Source organism: Lactobacillus sp. JM1, from assembly GCF_009834385.1.
Lineage (GTDB): Bacteria > Bacillota > Bacilli > Lactobacillales > Lactobacillaceae > Lactobacillus > Lactobacillus paragasseri.
On sequence record NZ_CP044412.1, the window covers coordinates 1,750,346 to 1,774,748 of the forward strand.

The window sequence follows — 24,403 nt, forward strand, 5'->3', positions numbered from 1 at the left end:
TTATGCCTTCCACTTTTTGGTAATCAAAATAATCGGTATCGTAGATACCAAAACAGCCAAATTACTTAATCAAAGTAGTTTGGCTGTTTTTTTAGAGATTTTTGATGACAACTTTAGTGCCAGCAGGAACAGTTGCGGCAAGCCATTTTGAATCGGGAATGCTTAAGCGAATGCATCCGTGAGAACCTGGACTCTTACCAAGTTTTTTAGCTTCTTCTTTATTGATAGAACCATCTGACTTAGTTGGAACCGAGTGAAATAGATATACTCCATGATCCTTCCAGCTAACATAATATTTAGCTCCCTCATTTAATTTATGATTATAAAAAGCAGCTCCACGCTCATGCTGGATATGATATGTTCCTGTTGGCGTATCAGACTTATTTTTATGATATACTCCTCCAGTTGAAAGCATAGTATAAATCGGCTTCTTGCCACTCATAATATAAGTCCGATTTCCTTTAAGAGAAACTCTAATCCAAAGGTCTTTAACTTTTGTCAAATCGGGTTGCTCTTTATTTTCACTCTTTTTATTCCAGGTACCAGCTTTTACCAAGTCTTTAGGATCTTGATAAGGTCGAAATTTTTTTACTTTTTGAGCTGTAGTTACACTCGAATTTGCCTTTTCATGTGAATTTTGTTGCTGGTTAAAAAGTCTATTCCATATTCTTACCAAAAAATTAGCTTGTTTAACATCCTGGTGAACTGTCGCTTTAATCGCAACATCTTTATTACTATTAAGTACTGGTGTATTAATTAAATAAAATCTTCCAACTGTTTTACCGCTAATTTGAGGTGCATGAATTGCATTTTTTGAAAATTTAACTTTTAAATTAGATAATTGTTGCTTTTTAGGAAGCCAAACCACAGCGGATTCTTTTACATAAACTGGAGCAGATTTTTCTTTACCATCAACAACTTTAACTTTTCTTACTGAAGCAAAGCTATATCCTTGTTTAATCTTCTTACTACTATAATTATCAAAAATATATTTTAATAATTTCTTAGTTTGGATAAATCTTGATGGATCATCTCCACTAGCATGCTGTGCTCCCATTACTACAGTAACTAAACGTCTACCATTCTTTTTCATCGTAGACGCAAAACAAGCTCCAGCCGCATCAGTAGTTCCTGTTTTTAATCCATCTACTGGATAATTAGGATCATATTGAGATAATCCTTTTAACATCCAGTTCCAATTTTGCATTGGAGTAATAGTTTTACCGTCAACAAAAGAGCTTTTTGCAACTTTTGTCGTATTTAATACTTGAGGATATTTTTTCAATAAATGAGAAATTATAATTGCCATATCAGATGCTGACAAAGTATTTTCTGCATCTTTAGACTTATTCTTAAACCTTTCTTCTCCTAGAGTGTAATTAGGCAATCCATTGGCTGTAAGGAGCTGCGTTGCCCCCCCCAATATTCCACGAAACTAGCTGCTTCCGCATCTTTTTAACAAAAGCTTGCTGCGATCCGCTAATTGCTTGTCCTAAAAGCATAGCCGGACCATTCGCAGATTGAATTAAAGTAGCTTCATATAATTGCTTAATTGTATAACCATGATTTAACTTTAATGGAACACCAGAATATTCTGGATTATTACTGATTTTTACAATTTGCTTTGTTGGTTTTACCTTTTGATTCCACGATAACTTTTTATTATGAATCGCATCTAAAGTTAAATAAATGGTAATTAACTTTGACATTGACGCAACTGGTAATTTTTTATCTGCATTCTTTGCATATAAAACTTGCCCACTCTTTAAATCAATTGCAATTGCAGACTTTGCTTGTAATTCTACTTGCTCTTGATTGTAATTATTAATACTACTTGCTTTAACGGTTATTGGTTTAATCAAAAAAATCAAAATACATACCAATAATGATATGATTGAAACCAATTTCACTTTATTTTTTCTCATTCTTTTCTCTCCCTGTATTAAATAAAATTTTAGTAAAAAACTAGGCACATTATACCATCTTTTTTAATTTATTAAGGAGCCAAAAAACGTCAAGTACATTGTATATACTTGACGTTTTCCTATATTTATTTAAATAGATTTCTTTATAACTGCTGCAAGAGCTCGTTCTTTAATTTTATCTACATCAACTTTATTACGCTTTTCATATTCTCTAGCTAAAACGTCGCACAAATATAATTGTGAGACTTGCCCTGCTACACTACCAATACTCATAAACTCACTAACTGACGTTTGTAAACTCACATCCCCTAATTGAGCAATTGGAGAAGTAAGATCATTGGTAATTGCCAGGATTTTTGCTCCATAGTCTTTAGCAACATTTAATGAATCATACGTATCCTTAGTATGCCCTGAAAGAGATAAGCCAACTACTACATCGTCTTTATTCAGCAAGGTTGCAACTTGGACTTGAATATGAGGATCCGACTCTGCATTAGCAATTAGCCCAATTCTTAGCCATGTTCTCTCATAGTCTCTAGCAGACTCACCGGAATGTCCTACTCCAAAAATATGAATTCGCTGAGCTTTAGCTAATAAACTAACTGCTTTTTTTAGAGTAGGTGGATTAATTAATTCTTCTGTTTTTTCTATTGAAGAAATTAAAACTTTACTACTTCGCTGGGAACTTGTCTGAGCTCCATCATGGTTCTTAGCTGTAGTCATCATTGAATCTTGCGCTAAAGCAATTTTTAAATCCGAAAAACCTGAATAGCCTAGTTTTTTACATAATCTAACTATCGTAGCATCTCCCGTATTGGTTGCCTTTCCCAGTGACTTAATAGTGTCATAAATTACACGCTCAGTATGAGCAGCAATATAGTTAGCTAATTTATTTTCTGACTTCGTTAATTTATCTTTATTTTGATTGTAGAGCTGAATAAATTCCATTTTCTCACGTCCTCGTCCTAATAACTATATCATGTTTTTACTAGAAAACGCTTGCATAATATTTAAATTCATTATATTATCTTCTTGGGAGGAAAACTCCATAATTAAATTAATTTGGAGTATATTTACAAATGAACAAGGAAGAATTTATCAACAAAATCCATGGTGGTTTAATTATTTCATGTCAGGCTTTACCTGGCGAACCACTCTATACTAAAGAAGGCGGCATTATGCCATTAATGGCAAAAGCTGCTCAAGAAGCTGGTGCAACAGGTTTAAGAGCAAACTCTGTTAGAGATATTAAACAAATTAAAGAAGTAGTCGATCTACCAATGATCGGAATTATTAAACGAGATTATCCACCGGAAAAACCATACATTACACCAACTATGAAAGAAGTGGACGAATTGATGGAAACTGGTGTTGAAGTAATTGCACTTGACTGCACCTTACGGCCAAGACATGATGGCAAGACAGTAGCTGAATTTATTAAAGAAATCAAAGCTAAATATCCAAACCAACTTTTAATGGCAGATACTTCAAACTTTGAAGAAGCCAAAAACGCCTATGAAGCAGGCGTAGATTTTGTTGGTACTACTCTTTCTGGCTACACTGAGGAAAGTCCTAAGACTGACCATCCAGATTTTGATTTAATTAAAGCTTTAGTCGATGATGGTCTGCCAGTAATTGCTGAAGGAAAAATTCACACTCCAGAACAATTAAAGCAAATAATTGATATCAATCCAGCAGGAATTGTAGTTGGTGGTGCAATTACTCGCCCACTTCAAATTGCTAAAACTTTCACTTCTGTTTTTGAAAAATAATAAATCATAACGAAAGAGGCTTAATCATGTCTAAGAAATTTTCTCATGTTGGGCAGGCCTTTTCACAACTAGGTCAAGCCTTCATGCTTCCAATCGCCATTTTACCGGTAGCTGGTTTGCTTTTAGGTTTAGGTGGTGCTCTAACAAATAAAGCAGCCGTTGGCGCTTATCCTTGGCTTAATCAAGAATGGCTTCAAACCATCTTAAAAGTAATGAACTTCGCCGGTAGTGCAGTTTTTAATAATTTAGCGCTTATCTTCTCAATTGGACTAGCTGTTGGTCTTGCTAAGGGAGATAAAGGTACAGCTGGCCTGGCTGGTGGTGTAGCTTACTTAGTTTATACCGCAACAATTTCAGGCTTGCTACAAATGTTTTCACCTAAAAACACTATTGATACTGGTGTTTTAGGAGCAATCGTTATTGGATGCGTAGTCGCTTATCTTCATAACCACTATCGTAAAGTTGAATTACCTCAATTTTTAGGATTCTTTGGTGGATCAAGATTTATACCGATTATTTCATCCCTTGCAGCTATTGTAATTGGAGCTATCTTCTTTATCATTTGGCCACCAATTCAAAGCGGTTTAACTAGTGCTGGTTATGCAATTGCTAAAATGGGAAGCTTTGGTAGTTTCTTGTATGGATTTTTGCTTCGTTTAACTGGAGCAGTTGGTCTTCACCATACTATCTATCCAATGTTTTGGTACACAGCATTAGGTGGAACTGCGGATGTTGCAGGTAAAACTGTTGTTGGTGCACAGAATATTTTCTTTGCTCAATTAGCTGACCCTAACCATCATGGCTTATTTACCTATGGTACAAGATTCTTTGCTGGTCGTTTTGCTACAATGATGTTTGGTCTTCCAGGTGCAGCTTTAGCAATGTATCTTTGCTTACCTAAGAGAAACCGTAAAACTAATGGTGGTTTATACCTTTCAGGCGGTTTAACCTCTTTCTTAACTGGTATTACTGAACCTATTGAATATACTTTCTTATTCGTAGCACCTTGGCTATACGTTATTCATGCCTTTCTTGATGGCTGTTCATTCTATGTAGCTGACATCATGAATATCAGAATTGGTAATTCATTCTCTGGCGGTTTAATTGACTATTTACTCTTCGGTGTCTTACAAGGAAGAGATAAAACCAATTGGCCAAACGTCTTAATTATGGGTGTTATTTGGTTCTTCCTTTACTTCTTTGTATTTACTTTTTGCATTAAGAAGTTCCATGTTGGCATCCCTGGAATGGTTGTTGAAGATAATCAAGCTGCCGATCAAATTATGGCAGCTGGTCCTAAGACTGATGACAAGCTTTACAATGAATCATGCGAAATTATTTCAGCATTAGGTGGCTTAGATAATATCGAAACTGTTTCAGCTTGTGCAACAAGATTAAGAGTTTCACTAAAAGACAATAACTTAGTTAATGATGATGTCTTTAAGATGCTAGGTGCTCCAGGTGTCTTGAAAGTAGCTGGAGGGGTTCAAGCTATCTTCGGTGGAAAGGCCGATCTTTATAGCCAAGAAATTAATGACATTATCACTCATCCTGACATGCAACCAGCAAATAATCCACAAGTGGATAAAACTAACAAATCTGCTTCTACTAAAGTAGAAACTGTTCATAAGTCAGAAAAAGTTATTTTTAAAGCACCCGTAAAAGGTAAATTTGAAGATATCACCCAAGTTAAAGATGAAGTATTCTCACAAAAGATGATGGGTGAAGGGTTCGCAATTGAACCAGAAAACGGAAAAATCTACAGCCCAGTTGATGCTACTGTCATTTCGATTTTCAAGACGAAACATGCTATTGGCCTTAAAGCAAAATCTGGCCTAGAAGTAATGCTTCACCTTGGAATAGATACAGTTGAACTTCAAGGCAAACCATTCACAATGAAAGTTAAGGAAGGCGAGCAAGTTACTCCTGAAACACAATTAATTGAAATGGACCTTGAACAAATCAAGGATGCTGGAAAAGATCCAGTTGTGATGACTTTGATTACTAACAGCAATGACAGAGTCTCACAAGTTGAAGATATCGTAACTAGTGGACAATTAGTTGAACCTCATGACGATGTCTACTCTGCATTAACTAAATAATATCGAATCAAAAAATGCACTTCGTATAACTACGAGGTGCATTTTTCTTTATCTAATGAAAATTATTTTCCTGTTTTAATGTCTAAATCTAATTCAATTGGGCAATGATCTGATCCCATAATGTTGTTTAAAATCTTGGTATTGATCATCTTATCTTCTAAGTTATGTGATACCAAGAAATAATCTAGCCTCCAGCCAATATTCTTTGCTCGAGCATCTTCACGATAGCTCCAATAAGTATACTTTGCTTCATCTGGGTGGAAATAGCGGAAAGTATCAATGAAACCAGCATTCAATAATTCAGAAAATTCTTTTCTTTCAATTCCAGTAAATCCTGCATGACGGTGATTGTCATCTGGTTCTGCTAAATCAATCTTCTCATGAGCCACGCTCATATCCCCGCCAATGATTACTGGCTTATATTGCATTAACTTAGTAACGTAATTTCTAAAGGTTTGTGCCCACAATTCTCTAAAATCTAATCTTTGCAATTTCTCTCCAGAGAATGGAACTTGGACATCAATGAAATAGAAGTTTGGAAATTCTAAAGTAATACTTCTACCCTCGCCATCAACTTCTGGAACGCCGAATCCATTTGCGACTGTAATCGGCTTTTCTTTAGTAAAGACAGCAGTACCAGCATAGCCCTTTCTTTTGGCATAATTCCAGTATTGATAATAGCCTGGTAAGTCAATTTGTACTTCATTTGCCTCTACACGAGTATCTTGTATGGCAAAGATATCTGCATCTAAGTCTGTAAAAGTATTAACAAAGCCATGACGCAACGCAGCACGCAACCCATTTACATTCCAAGACATAAATTTCATAATAATCCTTCTTTCTATAAGCTTACTAGTCAGCTCTCTCACCTTTTATTGTACATAGCTGGTTCAAACAGATGAAATATTTCGATTTCTCTCATCTAGTCTTCAAATGCCATACAAAGAAGCCAATTCCAATAATCAAGGCTAAAATTCCAGTCCAAATCAAACCAGCATATGTTCCGCCGAAAAAGCCTAAAATTCTGGCAACAATCATCATGGCAAAGCCAGCAATATCACCGCCTAGACCGTCACTATTTTCAGTTGAAATATAGACAATCCCGCTTGCCATAAATAAGCCGCAAAGGAGAATGCCAAGAATCCCTGCTAACATATTTTTGTCAGCAATTATTCCTAAAAATCCACCTAATAAACCTTGAATAAATAGCCATACAGAATAAACAATCATCAAAATTCCGATTACTAATTTTGTAACTCTCATAAAAATCACTCTTCTTTCATCTCTTAAGTTAGTATACTTAGCTTTAATATTCAAAATTTTTGATACAATGTTTCTATCACAAGGAAAGATGAGAATCACAATGCGAACCTTCGAACTAATTGGCCTATTTATTTACCTAGTTTTAATTGCTATTCTTGTAGGTCGACAAATTAAAGTAAGTAGTGATTTTAGAAATAGTAAGATCACTGAAGAAAAACATCAAAAATTTACTAAAAGAAATACTATTCTCTTAATTATAGTGGGCATTTTGTTAATTCTGTTTTTGTATACGCCTTTTAAGATTTTAATTTTTTAGGTTTGATATAATCAAAGTAAGTAATTCAAGGAGATTTTTATCATGAAAAGAATCTATATCGTCCGTCACGGTCAAACTTATATCAACCGCTATGACAAAATGCAGGGCTGGTGTGACACCCCATTAACTGATGAAGGAATAAAGGGTGCAAAAGATGCTGGTAAAGCTTTAAGCGATATTCCTTTTGATATTGCTATTTCAAGCGATTTAAAGAGAGCTAGCGACACTTGTGACTACATTATCAATGAAAATTGCAACCGTGATGAGTTGCAGCATATCGCAACGCCATTTTTCAGGGAACAATTCTATGGCTTTTTTGAAGGAATGAATTCTGATGAAGCTTGGCGCATGATTGGTGGCCCTCATGGCTATCCAAGAAGAGATGAACTCCTTAAAAAAGTTGATATCAATACTATTAAAGACTACATGAAAGAAGCAGACCCATATCATGAAGCAGAAAATGCGGAGGAATATTGGGGCCGAGTTAACAAAGGCTTTGATTTAATCAGTAAATTAGATGGTGCTGAAAACATTTTACTTGTTACTCATGGCTTTACCATTAGAAGTATTGTTTCTCGCTTTGCGCCTGGCAAATACAACTTGGCTCACGGTCCAAGAAACGCATCAATTACAATTATGAATATGACTGATAAAGATATGAAAATTGCTTCTTATAATAAAATGTCAGTTTAACGCAAAAAAGACTTCACCAATTTTTGATGAAGTCTTTTTCTTAATCTTCTTTTTGTAAAACAATATGTTGGTATAAAATCACTGTTAATAGGTAGTAAATTACGTAAAGCACTCCGAAAATTGTAAATGGAATCCACAGTTTGTCATATGTATTCATTCCCAAGATGGATTTAAATAATTGAAGTCCGAATAGGACGTCTACCACACCTAAAACTGCTGGTAAAGCAAACAGAATTCCAATTTCTTTAGTAATTGATGATTTCAATAAGCTCTTTCTCGTTCCAACTTTCCAAAGCATTTGATATCTTGGCTTGTCGCTGTTTGCACCAGATAAAACCTTGAACATCAAGGTTGAGGCAAGCATTGCTAGAAAGGCTAGTCCTAAGAAGAAACCCATAAATTCAAAACCAGAAGTCATACTTGAAACTAGACGATATTGAGCAGATTTTGAATTAGAAAGATTTACATTAATTCCATCTTTTTCAGCCTCTGGTGAACTAATCATTTGATTTACTGATAATTTTTGCAATTTTTCAATATTGTTGAAATTACTTCTAAAATTATTAACTCTTAAAAGCTCAATCTTATTTACTTTAGCCTTAATTTGATCATATTGAGCTTGCGATACAACCTTAGCTTGAGCGTCAATATACGGAGTAAGAGACACTAATTGATATTCACCCTCTGCTGCAACATCTGACTTCTTATTTTTAAAATCATTAACAGTAAGACGCCTAGTATCGTAGTGGTTCACGTCATTTTTACGTGAATAGTGCTGATACATAATCTTATTATTCTTGAGCTGATTTTCAGAAATGTAAAGGACGCGATTCTTTTCTTTTCCCTTACCTTCTACGACCATCTTATAGTCAAAATGAGTTGTAGATTTTATAGAAACTTTCTTTAATTGATTATCAACTTTTTGATTACGGTTGTATAAAACTACATCATAATAAGTACTTTGCATTGCCTGCTCAGTCATATTGTTGAAGTTTAAACCCACAGTAATTGCTCCTAAAGCAAGCGCAAATAGTAATGATACAGTTGATAAAATTCTAGTATAGTCACTTAATCTAAACTTCAATTGACCTAAAGTAAAGGAATGAAGTTTTCGATATTTGAAAGATAAGTTCTTACGAAGCAAATCAATAATTGCTGTAAAGAAGGAATCAAAAGTAAAGTAAGAACCGAAAACAATTGTAAAGAAAGCAATGGGAACGGTTTTGGTACCTAATTTTGCTGCATGCATCATTGCCCAATAACCTGTGGCAAGTAATGCAATACCTAATAGTGCCTCAATAAACTTCCATAATTTATTTCTATGTAATTTAACTGGTTTTTGATCTTCATGAAGTAAATTAATTATATTCGATTTAACTAACTTATGACGATTCCAGAAAGCAGCTAAAAAGAATAAAATTGCAAAAAATGCGATCGTCCAAAGTAAAGCTGGTAAATAGAATCCTACAAATTTATGAATTTGTAAGCCCAATTGTGAGATTAAAATGCTAGAAACGCCTTGCGTTAAAGCAACTCCTAGAACAGTTCCTAATAAAGTAGCTAATAAACCAACAACAAGTGTTTCAGTAAAAATCAGTCTTCCAATTTTACTAGTCCTAGCACCTAGCATCATGTACATCCCATAGTCTTTCTGCCGCATGCTCAGCAAAAAGCTATTAGCATATACAATATAAACAAAAGTGATAATTGATAAAAGCGCAATCCCAAAGCCAAAAACAATTTGAGTAATTTGGAAAGCAATACTTAACGAGCCTTTTAAGAAAGCAGGATTAGTTGCTAAAGTCATAAACATGTAGAAGATTGCACTAGCAAAAGTTAAGCCAGAAAAAAGAACTAAATAGTCTTTGAACCGGCTTTTAATTCCGGTTAATGATAATTTCCAAAGCATAATTATTTCCTTCCTACTATTAACGTCTACCTAATTCCGCAATAATTTCTTGATAGAATTCTTCGCGGCTCTTGCCATCCTTTTTAATTTCTTTACCAATCTTACCATCCTTGATAAAAAGAATACGGCTAGCATATGAAGCTGAATATGGATCGTGAGTTACCATCAGGATTGATACTTTTTCTTTTTCGTTCAACCCCTTCATGGTTTCAAGAAGTTCTGTAGCACTCTTTGAATCAAGTGCTCCAGTTGGTTCATCCCCATAAAGAATAGCTGGTTCATGAACTAATGCCCGCGCTGCTGCAACACGTTGTTTTTGACCACCAGATATTTCTGCTGGATATTTATTTAAGATATGATCAATCCCTAATCGCTTAGCAATTTTATCAACTTTAGGATTAATTGCACTTGTCTTCACATTTTGAAGTGATAAAGGAAGTGCAATATTTTCACGATTAGTTAAGTTCTCTAATAAGTTAAAATCTTGGAAAATAAAACCAATCTCTTGTCCACGAAAATCGGCCATTTGGTTCTTATTTAAACCAGTAATATCACGACCATTGATATAAACATTTCCTGTAGTTGGTTGATCTAAAGTTGAAAGGATATTCAATAAAGTTGTCTTACCTGAACCAGATGCACCCATGATTCCAACAAATTCGCCACGTGCCACATCAAAGCTGATGCCTTTTAAAGCTTGGTATTGTTTCTCACCTTTCTTACCATAAGTCTTGGTAATGTCTTGAACTTGAACTACTTCACTCATGATTACTCTCCCTTTTCGTCATAGTGTATTACGTACCTGTTACACTATATAATACAGACACAGGCATAAAAAGTAAAGCCTGTTTTTCATTTTTTTGAACTTTTATTCTTGTATAATAGAAAACGGTATTGTAATTAAAATACGAAAAGAGGTTTAGTATGCAGGGAAGCTACTTCTTCAACCCTCCTCCTAAATTTAAATAAATAAAGTAAGATAGGATTTTTAGGAGGAAACATGGATACTTTTGATGAAGCTCAAAAACGTAAAAAACTAACCTGGCCGGTAATTGCACTGATGGACTTTGTTACAGTTATTGGTTTTGATGATATTACTTACAACTTTCAAAACCAAGGGTTAGCTGTTGTTAGTGACTGGATTTTATTATTAATTTTATTTGTCGTTCCTTATGAATTGATCGTTGGACAATTAGGTGCAACATTTTCTGATGATGGCGGTGGTTTATCATCTTGGCTAAGACATACCTCTGGAGACAAAATGGGATATATTACTGCCTGGTGCTACTGGGTAGTCTCTCTGCCTTACTTAGTTGATGTAGCAAATTCTACCGTTGTTTCCTTTGCATGGCTTTTTAAAGGACACGCATTAAGTGACAAGGAAATGAGTAATTGGGCTTTTGCCTTATTTACTGCAATTATCTTTGTCATTTTTATATTTTTCCAACACCGATTTGCTAATTCATTGCAATGGTTATCCATTATCGGTGGCGGAGCAATGTTTATCATGACTATTCTTTTCGTAATCATGACTATTGTCTACCTCGGCGAAGGACGCACGATTGCTACGCAGCCATTCCACTTTAAGAATTTCTTGCCAACTTTTGATATGAAATTCTTAATGTCATTAGGCTTATTGATTTTCGCTATGAATGGAGCCGAATTTGTTGCTCCTTACGTTACTGAAATGAAAGATGGACCTAAAAACTTTCCTAAAGCAATGTACATGTTAGCAATCATGACTGGATTTTTAACTATTTTTGGTTCCTTTGCATTAGGCGTATTCTTTAATGCTCATCACTTACCAGATGATTTAAAGATGAATGGTTCTTACTATGCCTTTCAAGCAATGGGTGAAAAATTTGGAATGGGCAAGTTTTTCTTATATACTTTCATCATTACTCAGGCTCTCTACATGCTTGCCCAACTAGCTGTTTTAGTAGATGGCGGGGCTAGAATCTTCTTATCAGATACTGCTAAAAAGTATCTACCTAAACAATTAACTAAGACTGATAAAAATGGTCTACCAATTAACGGTTACTGGTTAACAACTGGAATTTGCTCCGTTTTACTATTTTTAAGTGCTACTCTTCCTTCAGTTAATGACATTTTCAATCAATTACTGAACTTAAATGGAATCGTTTCGCCTTATGTTACTGGATTAATATTCTGGGCCTTTATTAAAATCAGACTTCATCCGGAAAAATTCCCATCACAATATGTATTTATTAAAAACAAAACTTTTGCTGTTATTGTTGGTTGGTGGTGCTTAATTATTACCGTTACTGGTGCAACTTTTGGTATCGTTCCAATTGATGCTAAAGCTGGTTCAGCTACTTGGTGGCATATGTTAATCCTAAACATTGTCGAACCTCTTTTAATGATTGGCTTGGGAATTGTTCTACCATTAATTGCTAAGTGGCAAAGATCAAAAGAAAATTAATCTATAACATAAAAATGCTATTGACTCTCGGTATGCGTACTTGAGCCAATAGCATTTTTTATTTATTGCAATTAATTATCGTTCTTGCTTTCTAAAAAAAAATATCTTAGTACTTAATAAACAAACTAGATACCAAACTAAAATTTTGACTAATAAAATTAACATATCTTGATTAAAAAAACTATTTTCTTCTATCCAATCTATTAAATTACTAATTGGAAGTAGTTCTGCAAAAAATTTTAACCAAGCAGGATATTCACTTACTGGAATAATCATTCCAGCTAAAATAATCAAACTACCCGTTACAATATTAGAAAGCCAGTAAGGATTCTCTTTTTTCATTCCCCATACAGCACAAAAATAAGCTAAGAGAACACTTATAAAGATTTCAAAGGGTAAAGCAAGAAAAAGCCTAGGAATAATATTTACTTTATTAAGCACTAGTAAACCTATTACTCCCAAAAGAATTGTTTCTAGAGAAAGGACAACTGCCGCAATTACAAATTTTACTAGCCAATAGTTTTTAAAAGTAGGTCTAATTGAAAAAATATCGTCCAGTAAATTAATATTTTGATCATAAACTGTGGACGCTACCACAATGCCAATACCTGTAGAAATACCTGTAGTAATCACGCTTCCGACCAAAATACGAGAATAATCTTGACTCGCTCCAAAGGCAATCAACAAAAACATAATTAAGGATACTAATGGTAGCAATAAATAATTAACTAAAATTACGTTAACACTGTCAAAAGTTCCAATCGAACGTAGAGTAACACGATAGGCAGCTTTCAAAATATGCTCAATCTCCCCTCTTTAAAAGCTCGTTTAATTACAATATTAGTCATTAATTTAGATAAAACTCCAAAGACCACTACAACTAAAATGTAGCTCGTTATCCAATTCCATTGAATAGATTCATGATAGATAATCCTAATTGGTAAAGTTAACGGACTTAGCATTTGAAAAGGTTTGATACTTATTCTAACTGCGTCTGGAATACTTAAAAGTCCAGATAAAAGCAAAATTGGTAATAATAAAAGCTGTTCATAAACAATTGCATTCTTGCTTAAAACAAAAAATAAACTAATAAAATAGCTTAAAACTGCAGCTGCAATCCATAATAAGATGATCCCTACTAATAATTGAAAATCTAAGTAATTAACTGGCATTTTTAATAACCAAGCTTCTAATCCTGCTAAAGGAAAAGCAATTAAACCATACACAGAAGCTGGAATCAGAGTAGCTAGTAAAACTTTTTCTCTAGCTACACCAGTATTTAATAGATACGGTAGAGTCCCTTGAAATCTCTGAAAGCCTAATGCGCCAGCACTAGTAGTACATGATGCCCATGTTCCCATTACTCCCGCAATTAACCATTCTTTACCGTCATAAGTTTGCAAAACATAGTGAGCCAAATATTCATAAAGTAGCATTGTAGTTGTTTCAATAATCACTAAATTTACAAAATAAGTATTTTTTATATATAAACGTACTTGAAATAATGCTAATTTAATAAAAGACATACTACACCTGCCTTCTTTTCAACTGATCAGCTACTGCTAAATAGGCATCAGCTAAACTTGCATTATTTTCCACACCAGCAAATTTCTTTACTTCTTGAATTGACCCTTCAAAATGAATCATCCCACCACCAATTAAAAAGATCCTATCAGCCAAGCTTTCAATATCTGACATATTGTGACTAGTTAAAATAATACCTCGTTTTTCTGATGCTATTCTTTTAACTAATTGTCTAATCGAAATAACTGATTCAATATCTAACCCTGCTGTTGGTTCGTCTAACATTAATATTTTGGGATGATTTACTAATCCACGAGCAATATGAAGTCGCTGCAGCATGCCTTTAGAATAAGCAGATACTTTCTTTTCAGCTACATCGACTAAATTAACAGTCTTCAAAGCTTCTTGAACATTGCTTTTAATATTTCTTTCTTTAACACCTACGACTCGAGCAAAAAATTCTAAATTTTCTCTCGCAGTAGCGCCGTAATAAAATCCACGATCACCACCAAAAACAATACCCATCTTCTTCCTAGCTTTTCGTGGATACTTAATCAGATCAATACCCTCAACTTCAACTTGTCCTGAAGTAGGCACTAAGTAATTAGAGATGGATTTAATGAGTGTTGTTTTGCCAGCTCCATTTGGTCCAACAAAAGAAATTACTTCTCCTGCATGTAATTCAAAACTAATATTCTTTATTGCATGAAATAATTTTTTCTTATCTTTATAATCACGTGTAATGTTGTCAGCTTTAAATATAATATTTGTCATAACTTTCTAAAATTCCTATTTTATCAAATTTCAAATTCTTTATATCTTTTGTTACTACTTTTACTGACATATAGCATTACCTCTTTTTGATTTTTTATAAGCATATCATCGTATAAATTAATATTCAATAAAAATTTAATTATTTTTTTATTTTGTCACATTGATAAATTATTATACTTCAATAACATAACAATTTATGAAAGCTCTTTTATTTGCTATTATTTTTATAAGGTCTTATATTTATAAATGAAGACAGTCTTCATAGAGAAGCAATAAATAACAAATATTAATTGCTGTTACTTTATATAAATATCTAGTAAATATATTAAGAAGAAGTTTTTGATGTTCTGAATCATAGTAATAATTCACTATTTTCACTACTTTTTCCCGTCTATAGTTCAACAAAATTGAAAATAGTGAAACTTATTGTTAATAAAATATAGTTTAACTAAATTCTTCAGGAAGCTGAAATGTATATTAATATAATTTTTCAGTTTAAACTATGTATTACAAAGATAATAAATTTGTCACCCTATATACCCTTAAGTCGTGAGCTTTCCTATTCCCCCATAATTATGTATGGCTTAAGTGATTTTCTTAATTAACTACCTTTGATACAGTCAGTTTAATTTCATTTATAAGTGTAAGATTTATTATGATATCAGAATAGCAATTATATACTCCACTCATATTTATGTGCACGGTTAATTAAAGTAATTATCTCTATTCGGATATTACCGTGTTCAAATATCCTAAGGTCACTTCGGAATCGAAGTGGCCTTTTTGTCTTTAAAATTGATTTTTATTTAAAAAGAAATTATAATTTTCATACTATCAAATAAAGGAATGGTTATGATGATTTTCTAAGCTATTTATCTAATATAAAAACTTAATTTATGAAAGCAGGTGAATTATTTGATCGACAATCAACCAAAAAAGACTAAAGCCTTTATCGCTGGCGTAAATTTAAACGATCCTAATTTTGACTACTATATGACAGAACTAAGAGAATTAGCTCTCGCAAACAACTTAGATGTTGTCGGCCAGGGAAGTCAAAAGGCTGAAAATATTGTCGCAGGTACATACTTTGGTGTGGGGAAGCTTAACCAGATTAAAAATATGGCCCGTGAATTACATGCTAAAGTCTTAGTTATCAATGATGAATTGTCTCCTACTCAAATCAGAAATATTGAGGGCATGACAAAGCTTAAAGTTTTAGACAGAACAGAGTTAATCTTAGAAATTTTCTCTAATCGAGCACGGAGTCGACAAGCCAAATTACAAGTTCAACTTGCAAGATTACAGTATGAATTACCTCGGCTTCATCCTTCTGAAAATAATCTAGACCAGCAACGTGGTTCTGGTGGAGCAAGTGGCGGTTTCGCCAACCGCGGTTCTGGGGAAACTAAACTTGAATTAAATAGACGTACTATTGGTAAACAAATTAGCGCAATTAAGAAAGAGCTAAAAGACATCAGTAAACAAGAAGAAATCAAATCTGCTAGAAGAAACAATTCTCGTCTGCCTCAAGTGGCTTTGGTTGGCTACACTAATGCAGGAAAATCAACAACGATGAATGAATTGCTAAATGTTTTTAGTGACGAAGTCAATAAAAAGCAGGTTTTCGAAAAAAATATGCTTTTTGCGACTTTAGATACTAGCGTTAGACGAATTGATTTGAAGGATGATTTAAGTTTCATTCTTTCAGATACCGTTGGTTTTATTTCTAAGCTCCCTCATAATCTGGTTGAGTCATTTAAAGCTACATTGCAGGAAGCAAAAGACGCCGACTTGCTCATTAATGTAGTAGACGCATCGGATCATAATATGGTTCAAATGATTAAAACCACGCAAAAAGTTCTAAATGAGTTAAACATCACTGATGTTCCAATGATTACCGCTTATAACAAGGCTGATTTAACAGAACGTAATTATCCTCAAATTGAAGGAAATGATATCTTATATTCCGCTAAAGATCCCGAATCAATTAAGCAGTTAGCTAATTTAATTGTCAAAAAAGTATTTGATAATTACGAAAAAATAAACTTAGTATTGCCACTTTCAGATGGCAAGAACTTAGCTTACTTACATGAATATGGTCAAATTTTAAGTGAAGACTTTAAAGACGACGGCGTTCACGTTACTGTAAGGCTATCTCCAAAAGATCTAGAAAAATTTAAAGTAAATGCTGTATAGCAGACAAAAAGAGTAGATTTAAAATCTACTCTTTTTTCGTATTATTTATAAATGATTACTGCTTCATTCTTTTCTATATTATTCCACACTTTTGGCGCGTCACTAGGTTTTAAGTTTACACAACCATAAGATCCGTCATTTAGGTAAGCAGTCTTAGACCAGTTCTTTCGCCAGCTATTATCATGAAAGCCACAACCAGTTAAAGTAAATGGCATCCAGTACTTAACATCAACTGAGTATTTAGAACCATCATCATTTGTTCCCTTTAAGACACTTGGAGATTCTTTATATTGGATATACCAAACTCCGGTAGGTGTTTCTAAGTTTTTATGAGCAATTTTAGTTTCAACTGTACCAGTAACGATCGTGTTTAAAGTAACCACGCACTTACCATTCTTATATATCCACAGCTTTTGATCAGTTAAAGAAACAACAATGTAACTATTTCCAATTCCATTATTACTTAAGCCATATCCAGTTCCATACGTACTGAAACCTTCACCGTAGATATAGTTTTTACCATTTAGCTCTTGCGTATTATTGACTAAAGCATTTTCAACAGCAGCAACAAGCTTTTTCTCATTAATAGCCCAACCATAACTTTCATTTTTTACTTTTGTAACTTGACCATTTGGCAATTGGAAGTCATAAGATTTATGAAGTGTAGATACTTCTTTATTAATACTGCTAATCTTATTCGCTAAGATCTTTGTATCTGAAAAAACATACTTATCATTTTCATAAGTTACCGTTGGAAAAATTTCCGACCGCTTAAATACAAAAGACTTACCATTAACCGTATATTTTACTTGTCGATCTTTAATCTGATTTAACTTTTCTTTTGCTTTTAAGAGCTCAGTATTCTGAAAATTCCATTTTTTACGGCTAGGGTAGCGAGTATGTTGTTCTTCAAAGTAAGATTGAACTTTTTTGTTCGTAATTACTTTATCGCTATTCTTCTTTAAAATGACTTCGTCACCTTTTAAAACCGCACTATTTTTAGCTTTCTCATTTATTTTAGCAGTAGCTTTTTTAACAGTTAGTTTGCCGACTGGAACATTATAAATTACAACATTTGAATTAAAGTGACTAGCATTAAATTTTTCCGCTTCAGCATTTCTTTTTGACTGGATATATCCAACTACCAACCAAGCTATTAAAACAATTACTAAGCAAATTAAAATACCTATTAGCCACTTACGATAGTTATTTGTGGGATGGGTATTTTTTTCTATATTCTTGTTATTCATTAAAAATACCTGTTTCCTAAAAAATTTCTTTTCATTATAACACAAAAAAGAAGGTTAATCTTTCAATTAACCTTCTAAAATAACTATGTTTATTTCATTTAATTATCTTACACGGATTGCGTAATCTGGCATGAAGTAACTTGAGATAGTAGCTTGAGTTACGTTTTGACCTGGTTGTGGTGCGTGTACGTATTGGTTGTTACCTACGTAGATAGCATCGTGGTAGTCACCCCACATTAAGATGTCACCAGCTTGTGCTTGGCTTACAGAAACGTGTTGACCGGCACCAGCTTGTTGGTAAGTAGTACGTCCAATGTTCTTACCTGCTTGGCTGTATGCGTATTGTACTAAACCTGAGCAGTCGTATGCGTTAGGACCAGTTGCACCCCATACGTAAGGCTTACCGATTTGTGATTTTGCTGCATTAACTACAGTTTGAGCAGTGCTGCTTGATTGAGTAGAAGCTTGTTGCTTAGCTGGTTGAGCAGCTTGGCTTGAAGCTTGTTGAGTTTGGTGTTGTGCAGGCTTAGTAGCAGTAGTGTTTTGTGCAGGTGCACTGTAAGTTGCTGCTTGTTGAGTCTTAACTGTAGTGTTAGCTTGTGCGTAGTAGTTAGTCTTTGCTGGAGCAACATAAGTGTTGTTAGTTGAAGCAGTGTATGTACTTTGTTGTGCAGTAGTTTGTGCTACTGGAGCTTGTGCAGCTACTGAAGTTTGTTGTGCAGTAGCTGCAGTATTAGTTTGTACAGGTGCAGTTGCAACTGATGCATTGTTAGTAGTTGCTGCTTGTTGTGCGTTGTTAACGCTAGCTACAGCAGTTTGTGCATCGGCAGTAGCGTTGCTTGCAACGTTAGCTGCAGGAACTTGACTTACAGCTGCCTTAACTGCAGATAAATCAGCAGTAAGTGCGATTGGAGCTTCTTCTTGTACATCATCGCCTGAGATCCATTGGTCTCCACCTAAGTTGTACCAAGTTTCACCCTTAACAGTCTTAACCTTCTTGTATGTCTTCCAGCTTGATTCATGTGGTAAGTACTTACCAGTTTGTTGCTTGCCATCTTCGTAGCTGTTCCAAACTGCAACACTTTCACCAGTCTTAGAATTTACTTTTACAACACCAATTTGCTTTGCAGGAGCTTGGATAGTTGAAGCTTGTGCAGTATTGTTAAATGATAATGAGTTTAATTTAGCTGCACTTAAAGTTGCGATACCTACAACAGCGAATGAAGCAGCAGTGGTAAGTTTGATTACTTTAGATTTGATAGTCAAAGGTATTTCCTCCATAAAATTCTTTTTTCTTAATATTATCAACATAGCCGTCATTAATTAACTTAAAAGTTATGCTATGTGTTTCTTTTTTTAATTGACAATGGTTATTGTAGGGCATTAATATTACAGCCCTGTTACAAAGCTAAATCATTGTCATTACATTTCGCTTATTCTCAATCTTTTTCATTATTCAAAACCTACTCATTATCAAGTTTTGCTATGATTTCATCTATTTTTTTAGCTGTTTCTTCCCAGTTATCATTATTTAATACATGCGCTTCTTTTGCTAATTCGTCTGATAAATGTAAGTCGCGTTTAAATTCATAGCTGTTTAATCGTTTATCAATTTCACTCGCTTGATCGCCGCGTGCTAGTAGTCTTTTTTTCAAAACAGAAAAATCAGAAACGGTCAAATAAATAAAATATACCTGCTTTCCTAATTTTTCTAAATATGATTTAACCCCATCTGTTTCTACTATTAAAGAAACTAAATCATTCTTTTCCCAAGCTTTTTCTAACGCTTCTTTACTTGAACCATATTGATATTCCCCATATTTTACATGTTCAAAGAAATGAAGTTTTTTAAAGCTCTCGTCATTTTCAAAATAATATGATTTTCCTGGGATTTCACCTTTTCGGATTGGTCTTGTAGTATGTGTTACTACACGAGGAATATTATATTTTTCTGTTAAGTATTTTGAAATTGTGGTCTTTCCTACCCCACTTGGTCCAGCAATTATGATAATTCTTTGCAAAATATTACTCTCCCGCTTGAAATCGACTATTATATATAATAGTATTTCACTATTGTAAAACATTTCTGTACAGAAAAGGGAGTTTTTTAAATGAAAAAAGCTGACGTAAAGATTGGACAAATTTTAGCTGCTACTTCTGAAGAGGAACTTAAGCATCCTTTTCAAGGAAAAGTAGAAAAAATTTACGAAAATTCTGCTTTGCTAGCTATTACTTCATACGATCCAGAAGATGAATCTTCAGTTAACGAATTAAACAATAAAATGGTTATTAACTTTAAGAACTTAAAGAAAGTTAAATCACCTGCACGTGGAAAAACAGCTGCAACTAATGATGTAAAAATTTCTAAAGTTCAACCAGATAAAACTAAAAAATCAAAATAAAAATTAGGCCTAAACAAGTTTTATTTTTTTAATAAAAGGTATCGATAATCATATGAAAAAAAGGCTACAAACATTCTTATTTTGGTTTATCTTAATCCAACCATTTCTAGATATTTATTGGTTATCCAGACCACCACTTCTAAAATTCTCACTTCCATCGATTTTGAGAGTTTTAGGAGTTTTTATTGCTATTATTTTATTCTTTAGCATCAAAAGTAATTGGCAAAGGTTAAAAAAACAATGGTGGATTATTACTTATATTGCAATTTTAATCCTCTATTCGCTTTGCCATTTATTCTCTGTTAAAAACTTTACTGGTGTAGATCCAACAAGCTTTGGCTATTCGACAAAAGTTGAGATCTTTTACTTAATTCGAGCTTGTTTACCCTTGATAGTTATCTATATCACTTCATACAGTGATTTTAAAACTAAATACTTTTTCAGAGTAATTCAAGCAATTTCGGGTTTATATTCCTTAACGATTGTCATCTCAAATCTCTTGGTTTTTTCGCTAACTTCATACCATACTACAGGAGCTGAGCAAATCAGTGCCAATATTTTTTCTTGGTTTACTCAAACAAATTATCCTTTTAACGCTTTAGCATCTAAGGGAATATTTTTTCAAGCTAACACTCTATCAGCTATTTTATTTATGATTATGCCGATTATGCTCTATATTCTTTATAAAGAGTTTAACCTCTTAAATATAGTGCTAGTGAGTGCACAAGCCTTAGCAATGTTAATGCTAGGAACAAAGGTGGGAAATTTTGGCTTAATTATTAGCTTAGTTATTTTCTTAATCATCTTCTTATTCCATAGTTTAATTTTGAAAAATACCAAGTTTTCAGCCAAATTTCTAATTACATTGATCTGCATCTTAGCTGCTTCTAGTGCTATTTTTCCTTATAGTCCAACGCTCAGAAGATCTTCGCTTGAAAATGGCGTAGCTCAAAAAAGAAGTAATCTTGGTGACAAAAATAGACTCGATCAAGAACTCGACTCTAGATTAAAAAGATATAAGGGGCAAAAACAAGAAGAATATCTAAAGAATTTTATTAAGAAAAATTATTGGGTCTATTCTTTAAAAAATGACTTAGTTTTAGATCATTATTCCTACAAAAATGATCCCTATTATTGGCTTGACGTCATGAAAAGGCCGGCTACTGAGCGATTAAACTATCGACATCTTGAACAAGATATTCTTAGTCGCGTCATGAACAATGATAAAAATAAACTCAATAAACTTTTTGGTATTTCCTTTAGCCGTGAAAATAATATTGCTCCGCTAGAGCGTGACTTTTTAGCGCAGTATTATTCAATGGGATTGCTGGGAACAATCTTATTAACAGTAATCTACATATTTGTTCTTGGCTATGGAATTTTTTACTGGTTAGTCAATAAAAATTCGAAAACTTTATTGATCTCTTCCCTGCTCTTATCGGGCGGCTTCATTTTATTTGCTGCCTTTTATGCAGGTAATGTTCTTGAATACTTATCAGCAACCTTAGTGATGGCATTTATCTTAGGATTTTTATTACAAAATATCCGTTATAGCAGAACAGCTAAAAAGCTAATGAAGTAATAAACAAAAGACCTTATCCCGAATTTTCAATCTTCGGAATAAGGTCTTTTTCTACATAAATTCTTCTACTTCAATTCTCTCACAAAAGTACGGTCAGGTACTCTAATCAAGTAATATCGAGCTGCAGTCTTACCAGCATGCATTCTAAGGCCGTTATACCAATTTTTCTTGTAAGTAGCAGTATATGTTGCCACATAGGCACTTTGATAGCGCCCATCTGCTTGAACTAATTGCTTAGCAGAATATGGAATAGCTGCTGCTTGAACCGACATTGGATTCTTACCATCAGAAATGGTAGCGTAATTGCTTTTAACAGTTACTCTGTTTCCATTGCTATAGAAAGTATATGTTTGAACAGGCGCTTTCTTATTATCAGATCTAGCAGTAACATAGTATGAACGTTTATTACCAGCTGTTAAAATCAATGGCTGATATTCAATTTTACTAGATAAAACTTGTTTATTTTCTAAATCAGGATTGTAAAATAAAGTGATGCTAAACATATAGATCGCACCGCATAGAAGAACTAAAACCTCTAAGATGTCTAGCAGAGTAGTCTTCCATTCAAATCGCTTACGATCTTTTACAATCATCATTAAGTGACGTTTACGAATATTTTGTACGATAAAAATCAAATACAAAACAAGTATTAACCAGGCCAAAATACCTAAAATATTCCATCCAAGTGTCATAAAGGACCCTCCATTTTCTTTAATTTAAGTATACGGTACTTATGGATGTTTTTAAAACTTTTTTTAATTTGACTTTATTAGAAAAAGTCGCGACAATTGAATACGTAGAAGGTAGTTTTGGTATATAGCGTTAGGCAAAACTATGGTAAAAATAGCTTTTTATACAATTACAGGACAAACGCAACGATTCATAAATAAAACGGGCCTTGATGCACATCGGATTGAGGATGCTCATCCTCAATATCAAATGAATGATAAATATATTTTGATCTTGCCGTCGTATCAAGATTTTATGATGGATTCTGTTGTTGATTTTTTAACATATAAAGATAATAAAGAGAACCTTTTAGGTTTAATAGGATGTGGCAACCGTAACTTTAATGATCTTTTTGCTCAAACGGCAAAAAAGATTTCTGTTACATTGCACGTACCGATTCTCTATTTACTTGAGCTAAGTGGCAACTCGGCTGATGTCAAAAACGTTCGCCAAATTGTCAAAGAAGCTTGTAAAAAGGAACGAGGCGCACAAAAAGATTTGCCAGTTCAAAATCCATCTCTTAGCAATATTAGTTTCTTAAGTGACTTCAGGCAGAAAAATGAATAAAAAATCTTATTATAAAGCAAGTAACTGGAATGCTGTCGAAGATCAAGTAGATCGTTCTGCTTGGGCAAGATTAAATGATATTGTCTACGAACCTCGTCGTGTTCCAATTTATAAAGACCGAGATGAATTTTCCCATCTCCCTAAAGCTGAACAAACTATGCTCCTACATAGCTTTGGTTCTTTAGCTCTTTCATCTACTCTCCAGATGAAAGTTTCACTTTCAAAAATTAAGCAAGATGCGGAAAATTCCGAAGAAGCTGCTGTCTATAATGCATTGCAATATTTGGAATCAATTAATAATAAAGCCTATGGTCATGCTCTGAGTGAATTTTCTACTTCCGATGAGCAACGAGATGAGGCTTTTAATTGGGCAAACCAAAATCCATATCTGCAAAAAAAGATGAGACTTTTAAACACAGTCTATCAGTCAGAGAATGCAATTCAGAAAAAGGCAGCACATGTTTTTCTCTCAACTGGTTTATATCATTCGTCATTCTTTGGACCCCTATATTTATTCGGACAGCATAAATTACCACGAACAGCGGAATTGATTAAATATGCACTTAGAATAACGACTTTAAATGGTATTTATACAGGAATTAAATTTAGGCGTGACTATTTCAAACTCTCTAAAGAAGAGCAAGAAAATGTTCACAACTGGGTATATGGGTTATGCGATAGATTATATGCTAATGAGCTTAACCACATTCATCTTTTATATGAAGACACTGGTTTAGAAGATAAGGTTGAACATTATATTCATTACACCTTAAACAAGGCACTTATGAACTTAGGACAAGAGCCCAAGTATCCTGAAAATGTTGAAACTTTAGATCCCACTTTAACAACAGGTTTGATGGAAAGTGCAATGATTGAAGATTTCTTCTTTTATACAAATGCCCATCCAATTCTAAAAATGCGTGAAATAAAGAAATAAGGAGTTAGCCCTCAAGGTT

At 33.7% G+C, this 24,403-nt stretch carries 23 protein-coding genes and 1 pseudogene; 10 read left to right on the plus strand and 14 right to left on the minus strand.

Annotated elements, in window-relative coordinates:
• Positions 1-91: 91 nt before the first annotated feature.
• From F3I00_RS10995 to F3I00_RS08980, 3 genes and pseudogenes are all read right to left on the minus strand, one after another.
• Positions 92-676, minus strand: coding sequence for a L,D-transpeptidase (locus tag F3I00_RS10995; protein ID WP_370519043.1), 585 nt, complete (start codon positions 674-676; stop codon positions 92-94).
• A pseudogene (locus F3I00_RS11000) lies at positions 650-1,925 on the minus strand (D-alanyl-D-alanine carboxypeptidase family protein); the annotation flags it as partial. The gene F3I00_RS10995 and the pseudogene F3I00_RS11000, both read right to left, overlap by 27 nt.
• Positions 1,926-2,054: 129 nt before the next feature.
• Positions 2,055-2,873 carry a MurR/RpiR family transcriptional regulator gene (locus F3I00_RS08980; protein ID WP_020807512.1) on the minus strand — a complete coding sequence of 273 codons (819 nt, stop codon included), beginning with the start codon at positions 2,871-2,873 and terminating at the stop codon, positions 2,055-2,057.
• A gap of 131 nt (positions 2,874-3,004) precedes the next feature.
• Between F3I00_RS08980 and F3I00_RS08985 the strand changes: the two genes are divergently transcribed.
• Together F3I00_RS08985 and F3I00_RS08990 are read left to right on the plus strand one after the other, a co-directional pair.
• A complete protein-coding gene (locus F3I00_RS08985; RefSeq protein WP_020807513.1) occupies positions 3,005-3,697 on the plus strand; it encodes an N-acetylmannosamine-6-phosphate 2-epimerase in 693 nt (230 codons plus the stop codon).
• A 26-nt stretch (positions 3,698-3,723) separates the two neighbouring features.
• Positions 3,724-5,799, plus strand: coding sequence for a PTS transporter subunit IIABC (locus F3I00_RS08990; RefSeq protein WP_020807514.1), 2,076 nt, complete (start codon positions 3,724-3,726; stop codon positions 5,797-5,799).
• A 62-nt stretch (positions 5,800-5,861) separates the two neighbouring features.
• Here F3I00_RS08990 and F3I00_RS08995 read toward each other — a convergent pair whose 3' ends face one another.
• Positions 5,862-6,626 carry an exodeoxyribonuclease III gene (locus F3I00_RS08995; RefSeq protein ID WP_020807515.1) on the minus strand — a complete coding sequence of 255 codons (765 nt, stop codon included), beginning with the start codon at positions 6,624-6,626 and terminating at the stop codon, positions 5,862-5,864.
• A gap of 91 nt (positions 6,627-6,717) precedes the next feature.
• Positions 6,718-7,062 (minus strand): hypothetical protein, encoded by a 345-nt coding sequence (locus tag F3I00_RS09000; protein ID WP_024273093.1) that lies wholly within the window; start codon positions 7,060-7,062, stop codon positions 6,718-6,720.
• Between the two features lie 100 nt (positions 7,063-7,162).
• Between F3I00_RS09000 and F3I00_RS11005 the strand changes: the two genes are divergently transcribed.
• Together F3I00_RS11005 and F3I00_RS09010 are read left to right on the plus strand one after the other, a co-directional pair.
• On the plus strand, positions 7,163-7,378 hold the full coding sequence (locus tag F3I00_RS11005; RefSeq protein ID WP_020807517.1) for a hypothetical protein: 216 nt from the start codon (positions 7,163-7,165) through the stop codon (positions 7,376-7,378).
• Positions 7,379-7,420: 42 nt separating this feature from the next.
• On the plus strand, positions 7,421-8,071 hold the full coding sequence (locus F3I00_RS09010) for a histidine phosphatase family protein (RefSeq protein WP_020807518.1): 651 nt from the start codon (positions 7,421-7,423) through the stop codon (positions 8,069-8,071).
• Between the two features lie 40 nt (positions 8,072-8,111).
• On the opposite strand, the gene F3I00_RS09015 is transcribed toward F3I00_RS09010, so the two are convergent.
• Positions 8,112-9,980: an ABC transporter permease gene (locus F3I00_RS09015; RefSeq protein WP_020807519.1), complete on the minus strand. Its 1,869-nt coding sequence runs from the start codon at positions 9,978-9,980 to the stop codon at positions 8,112-8,114.
• Positions 9,981-9,999: 19 nt separating this feature from the next.
• Positions 10,000-10,746, minus strand: coding sequence for an ABC transporter ATP-binding protein (locus F3I00_RS09020; RefSeq protein ID WP_159311082.1), 747 nt, complete (start codon positions 10,744-10,746; stop codon positions 10,000-10,002).
• Between the two features lie 234 nt (positions 10,747-10,980).
• Here F3I00_RS09020 and F3I00_RS09025 point away from each other — a divergent pair, with 234 nt between their 5' ends.
• Positions 10,981-12,423, plus strand: a complete 1,443-nt coding sequence (locus tag F3I00_RS09025) for an APC family permease (RefSeq protein ID WP_020807520.1) — start codon at positions 10,981-10,983, stop codon at positions 12,421-12,423.
• Between the two features lie 75 nt (positions 12,424-12,498).
• Here F3I00_RS09025 and F3I00_RS09030 read toward each other — a convergent pair whose 3' ends face one another.
• Genes F3I00_RS09030 through F3I00_RS09040 form a run of 3 tightly spaced genes read right to left on the minus strand, consistent with a single transcriptional unit; the run spans position 12,499 to position 14,721 of the window.
• Positions 12,499-13,218: an ABC transporter permease gene (locus tag F3I00_RS09030; protein ID WP_159311083.1), complete on the minus strand. Its 720-nt coding sequence runs from the start codon at positions 13,216-13,218 to the stop codon at positions 12,499-12,501.
• A complete protein-coding gene (locus F3I00_RS09035; protein WP_020807522.1) occupies positions 13,215-13,949 on the minus strand; it encodes an ABC transporter permease in 735 nt (244 codons plus the stop codon). Before F3I00_RS09035 ends, F3I00_RS09030 begins: the two co-directional genes overlap by 4 nt.
• A 1-nt stretch (position 13,950) precedes the next feature.
• Positions 13,951-14,721 carry an ABC transporter ATP-binding protein gene (locus tag F3I00_RS09040; RefSeq protein WP_020807523.1) on the minus strand — a complete coding sequence of 257 codons (771 nt, stop codon included), beginning with the start codon at positions 14,719-14,721 and terminating at the stop codon, positions 13,951-13,953.
• Between the two features lie 915 nt (positions 14,722-15,636).
• On the opposite strand from F3I00_RS09040, the gene hflX reads away from it, so the two are divergent.
• A complete protein-coding gene (gene hflX / locus F3I00_RS09045) occupies positions 15,637-16,917 on the plus strand; it encodes a GTPase HflX (protein ID WP_020807061.1) in 1,281 nt (426 codons plus the stop codon).
• Positions 16,918-16,958: 41 nt separating this feature from the next.
• On the opposite strand, the gene F3I00_RS09050 is transcribed toward hflX, so the two are convergent.
• From F3I00_RS09050 to F3I00_RS09060, 3 genes are all read right to left on the minus strand, one after another.
• Positions 16,959-18,167, minus strand: a complete 1,209-nt coding sequence (locus tag F3I00_RS09050; RefSeq protein WP_020807062.1) for a L,D-transpeptidase/peptidoglycan binding protein — start codon at positions 18,165-18,167, stop codon at positions 16,959-16,961.
• Positions 18,168-18,269: 102 nt separating this feature from the next.
• Entirely contained in the window at positions 18,270-19,433 is a 1,164-nt protein-coding gene (locus F3I00_RS09055) for a C40 family peptidase (protein ID WP_020807063.1), read from the minus strand.
• Between the two features lie 197 nt (positions 19,434-19,630).
• Entirely contained in the window at positions 19,631-20,188 is a 558-nt protein-coding gene (locus tag F3I00_RS09060) for a guanylate kinase (RefSeq protein WP_003651275.1), read from the minus strand.
• A 90-nt stretch (positions 20,189-20,278) separates the two neighbouring features.
• Between F3I00_RS09060 and F3I00_RS09065 the strand changes: the two genes are divergently transcribed.
• Together F3I00_RS09065 and F3I00_RS09070 are read left to right on the plus strand one after the other, a co-directional pair.
• A complete protein-coding gene (locus F3I00_RS09065) occupies positions 20,279-20,569 on the plus strand; it encodes a DUF2187 domain-containing protein (protein WP_003649982.1) in 291 nt (96 codons plus the stop codon).
• 52 nt (positions 20,570-20,621) lie between these two features.
• Positions 20,622-22,151, plus strand: coding sequence for an O-antigen ligase family protein (locus tag F3I00_RS09070; RefSeq protein ID WP_020807064.1), 1,530 nt, complete (start codon positions 20,622-20,624; stop codon positions 22,149-22,151).
• Between the two features lie 65 nt (positions 22,152-22,216).
• On the opposite strand, the gene F3I00_RS09075 is transcribed toward F3I00_RS09070, so the two are convergent.
• Complete coding sequence (locus F3I00_RS09075; protein ID WP_003651272.1) at positions 22,217-22,843, minus strand: LVIS_2131 family protein; 627 nt, start codon at positions 22,841-22,843, stop codon at positions 22,217-22,219.
• A gap of 142 nt (positions 22,844-22,985) precedes the next feature.
• Between F3I00_RS09075 and nrdI the strand changes: the two genes are divergently transcribed.
• The gene (gene nrdI / locus F3I00_RS09080) at positions 22,986-23,447 is read left to right on the plus strand and encodes a class Ib ribonucleoside-diphosphate reductase assembly flavoprotein NrdI (protein ID WP_003649979.1); all 462 of its coding nucleotides are present in this window, start codon (positions 22,986-22,988) and stop codon (positions 23,445-23,447) included.
• Positions 23,440-24,384 carry a ribonucleotide-diphosphate reductase subunit beta gene (locus F3I00_RS09085; RefSeq protein ID WP_020807065.1) on the plus strand — a complete coding sequence of 315 codons (945 nt, stop codon included), beginning with the start codon at positions 23,440-23,442 and terminating at the stop codon, positions 24,382-24,384. The genes nrdI and F3I00_RS09085 overlap by 8 nt, the downstream gene beginning before the upstream one ends.
• The last annotated feature ends 19 nt before the right edge of the window (positions 24,385-24,403 follow it).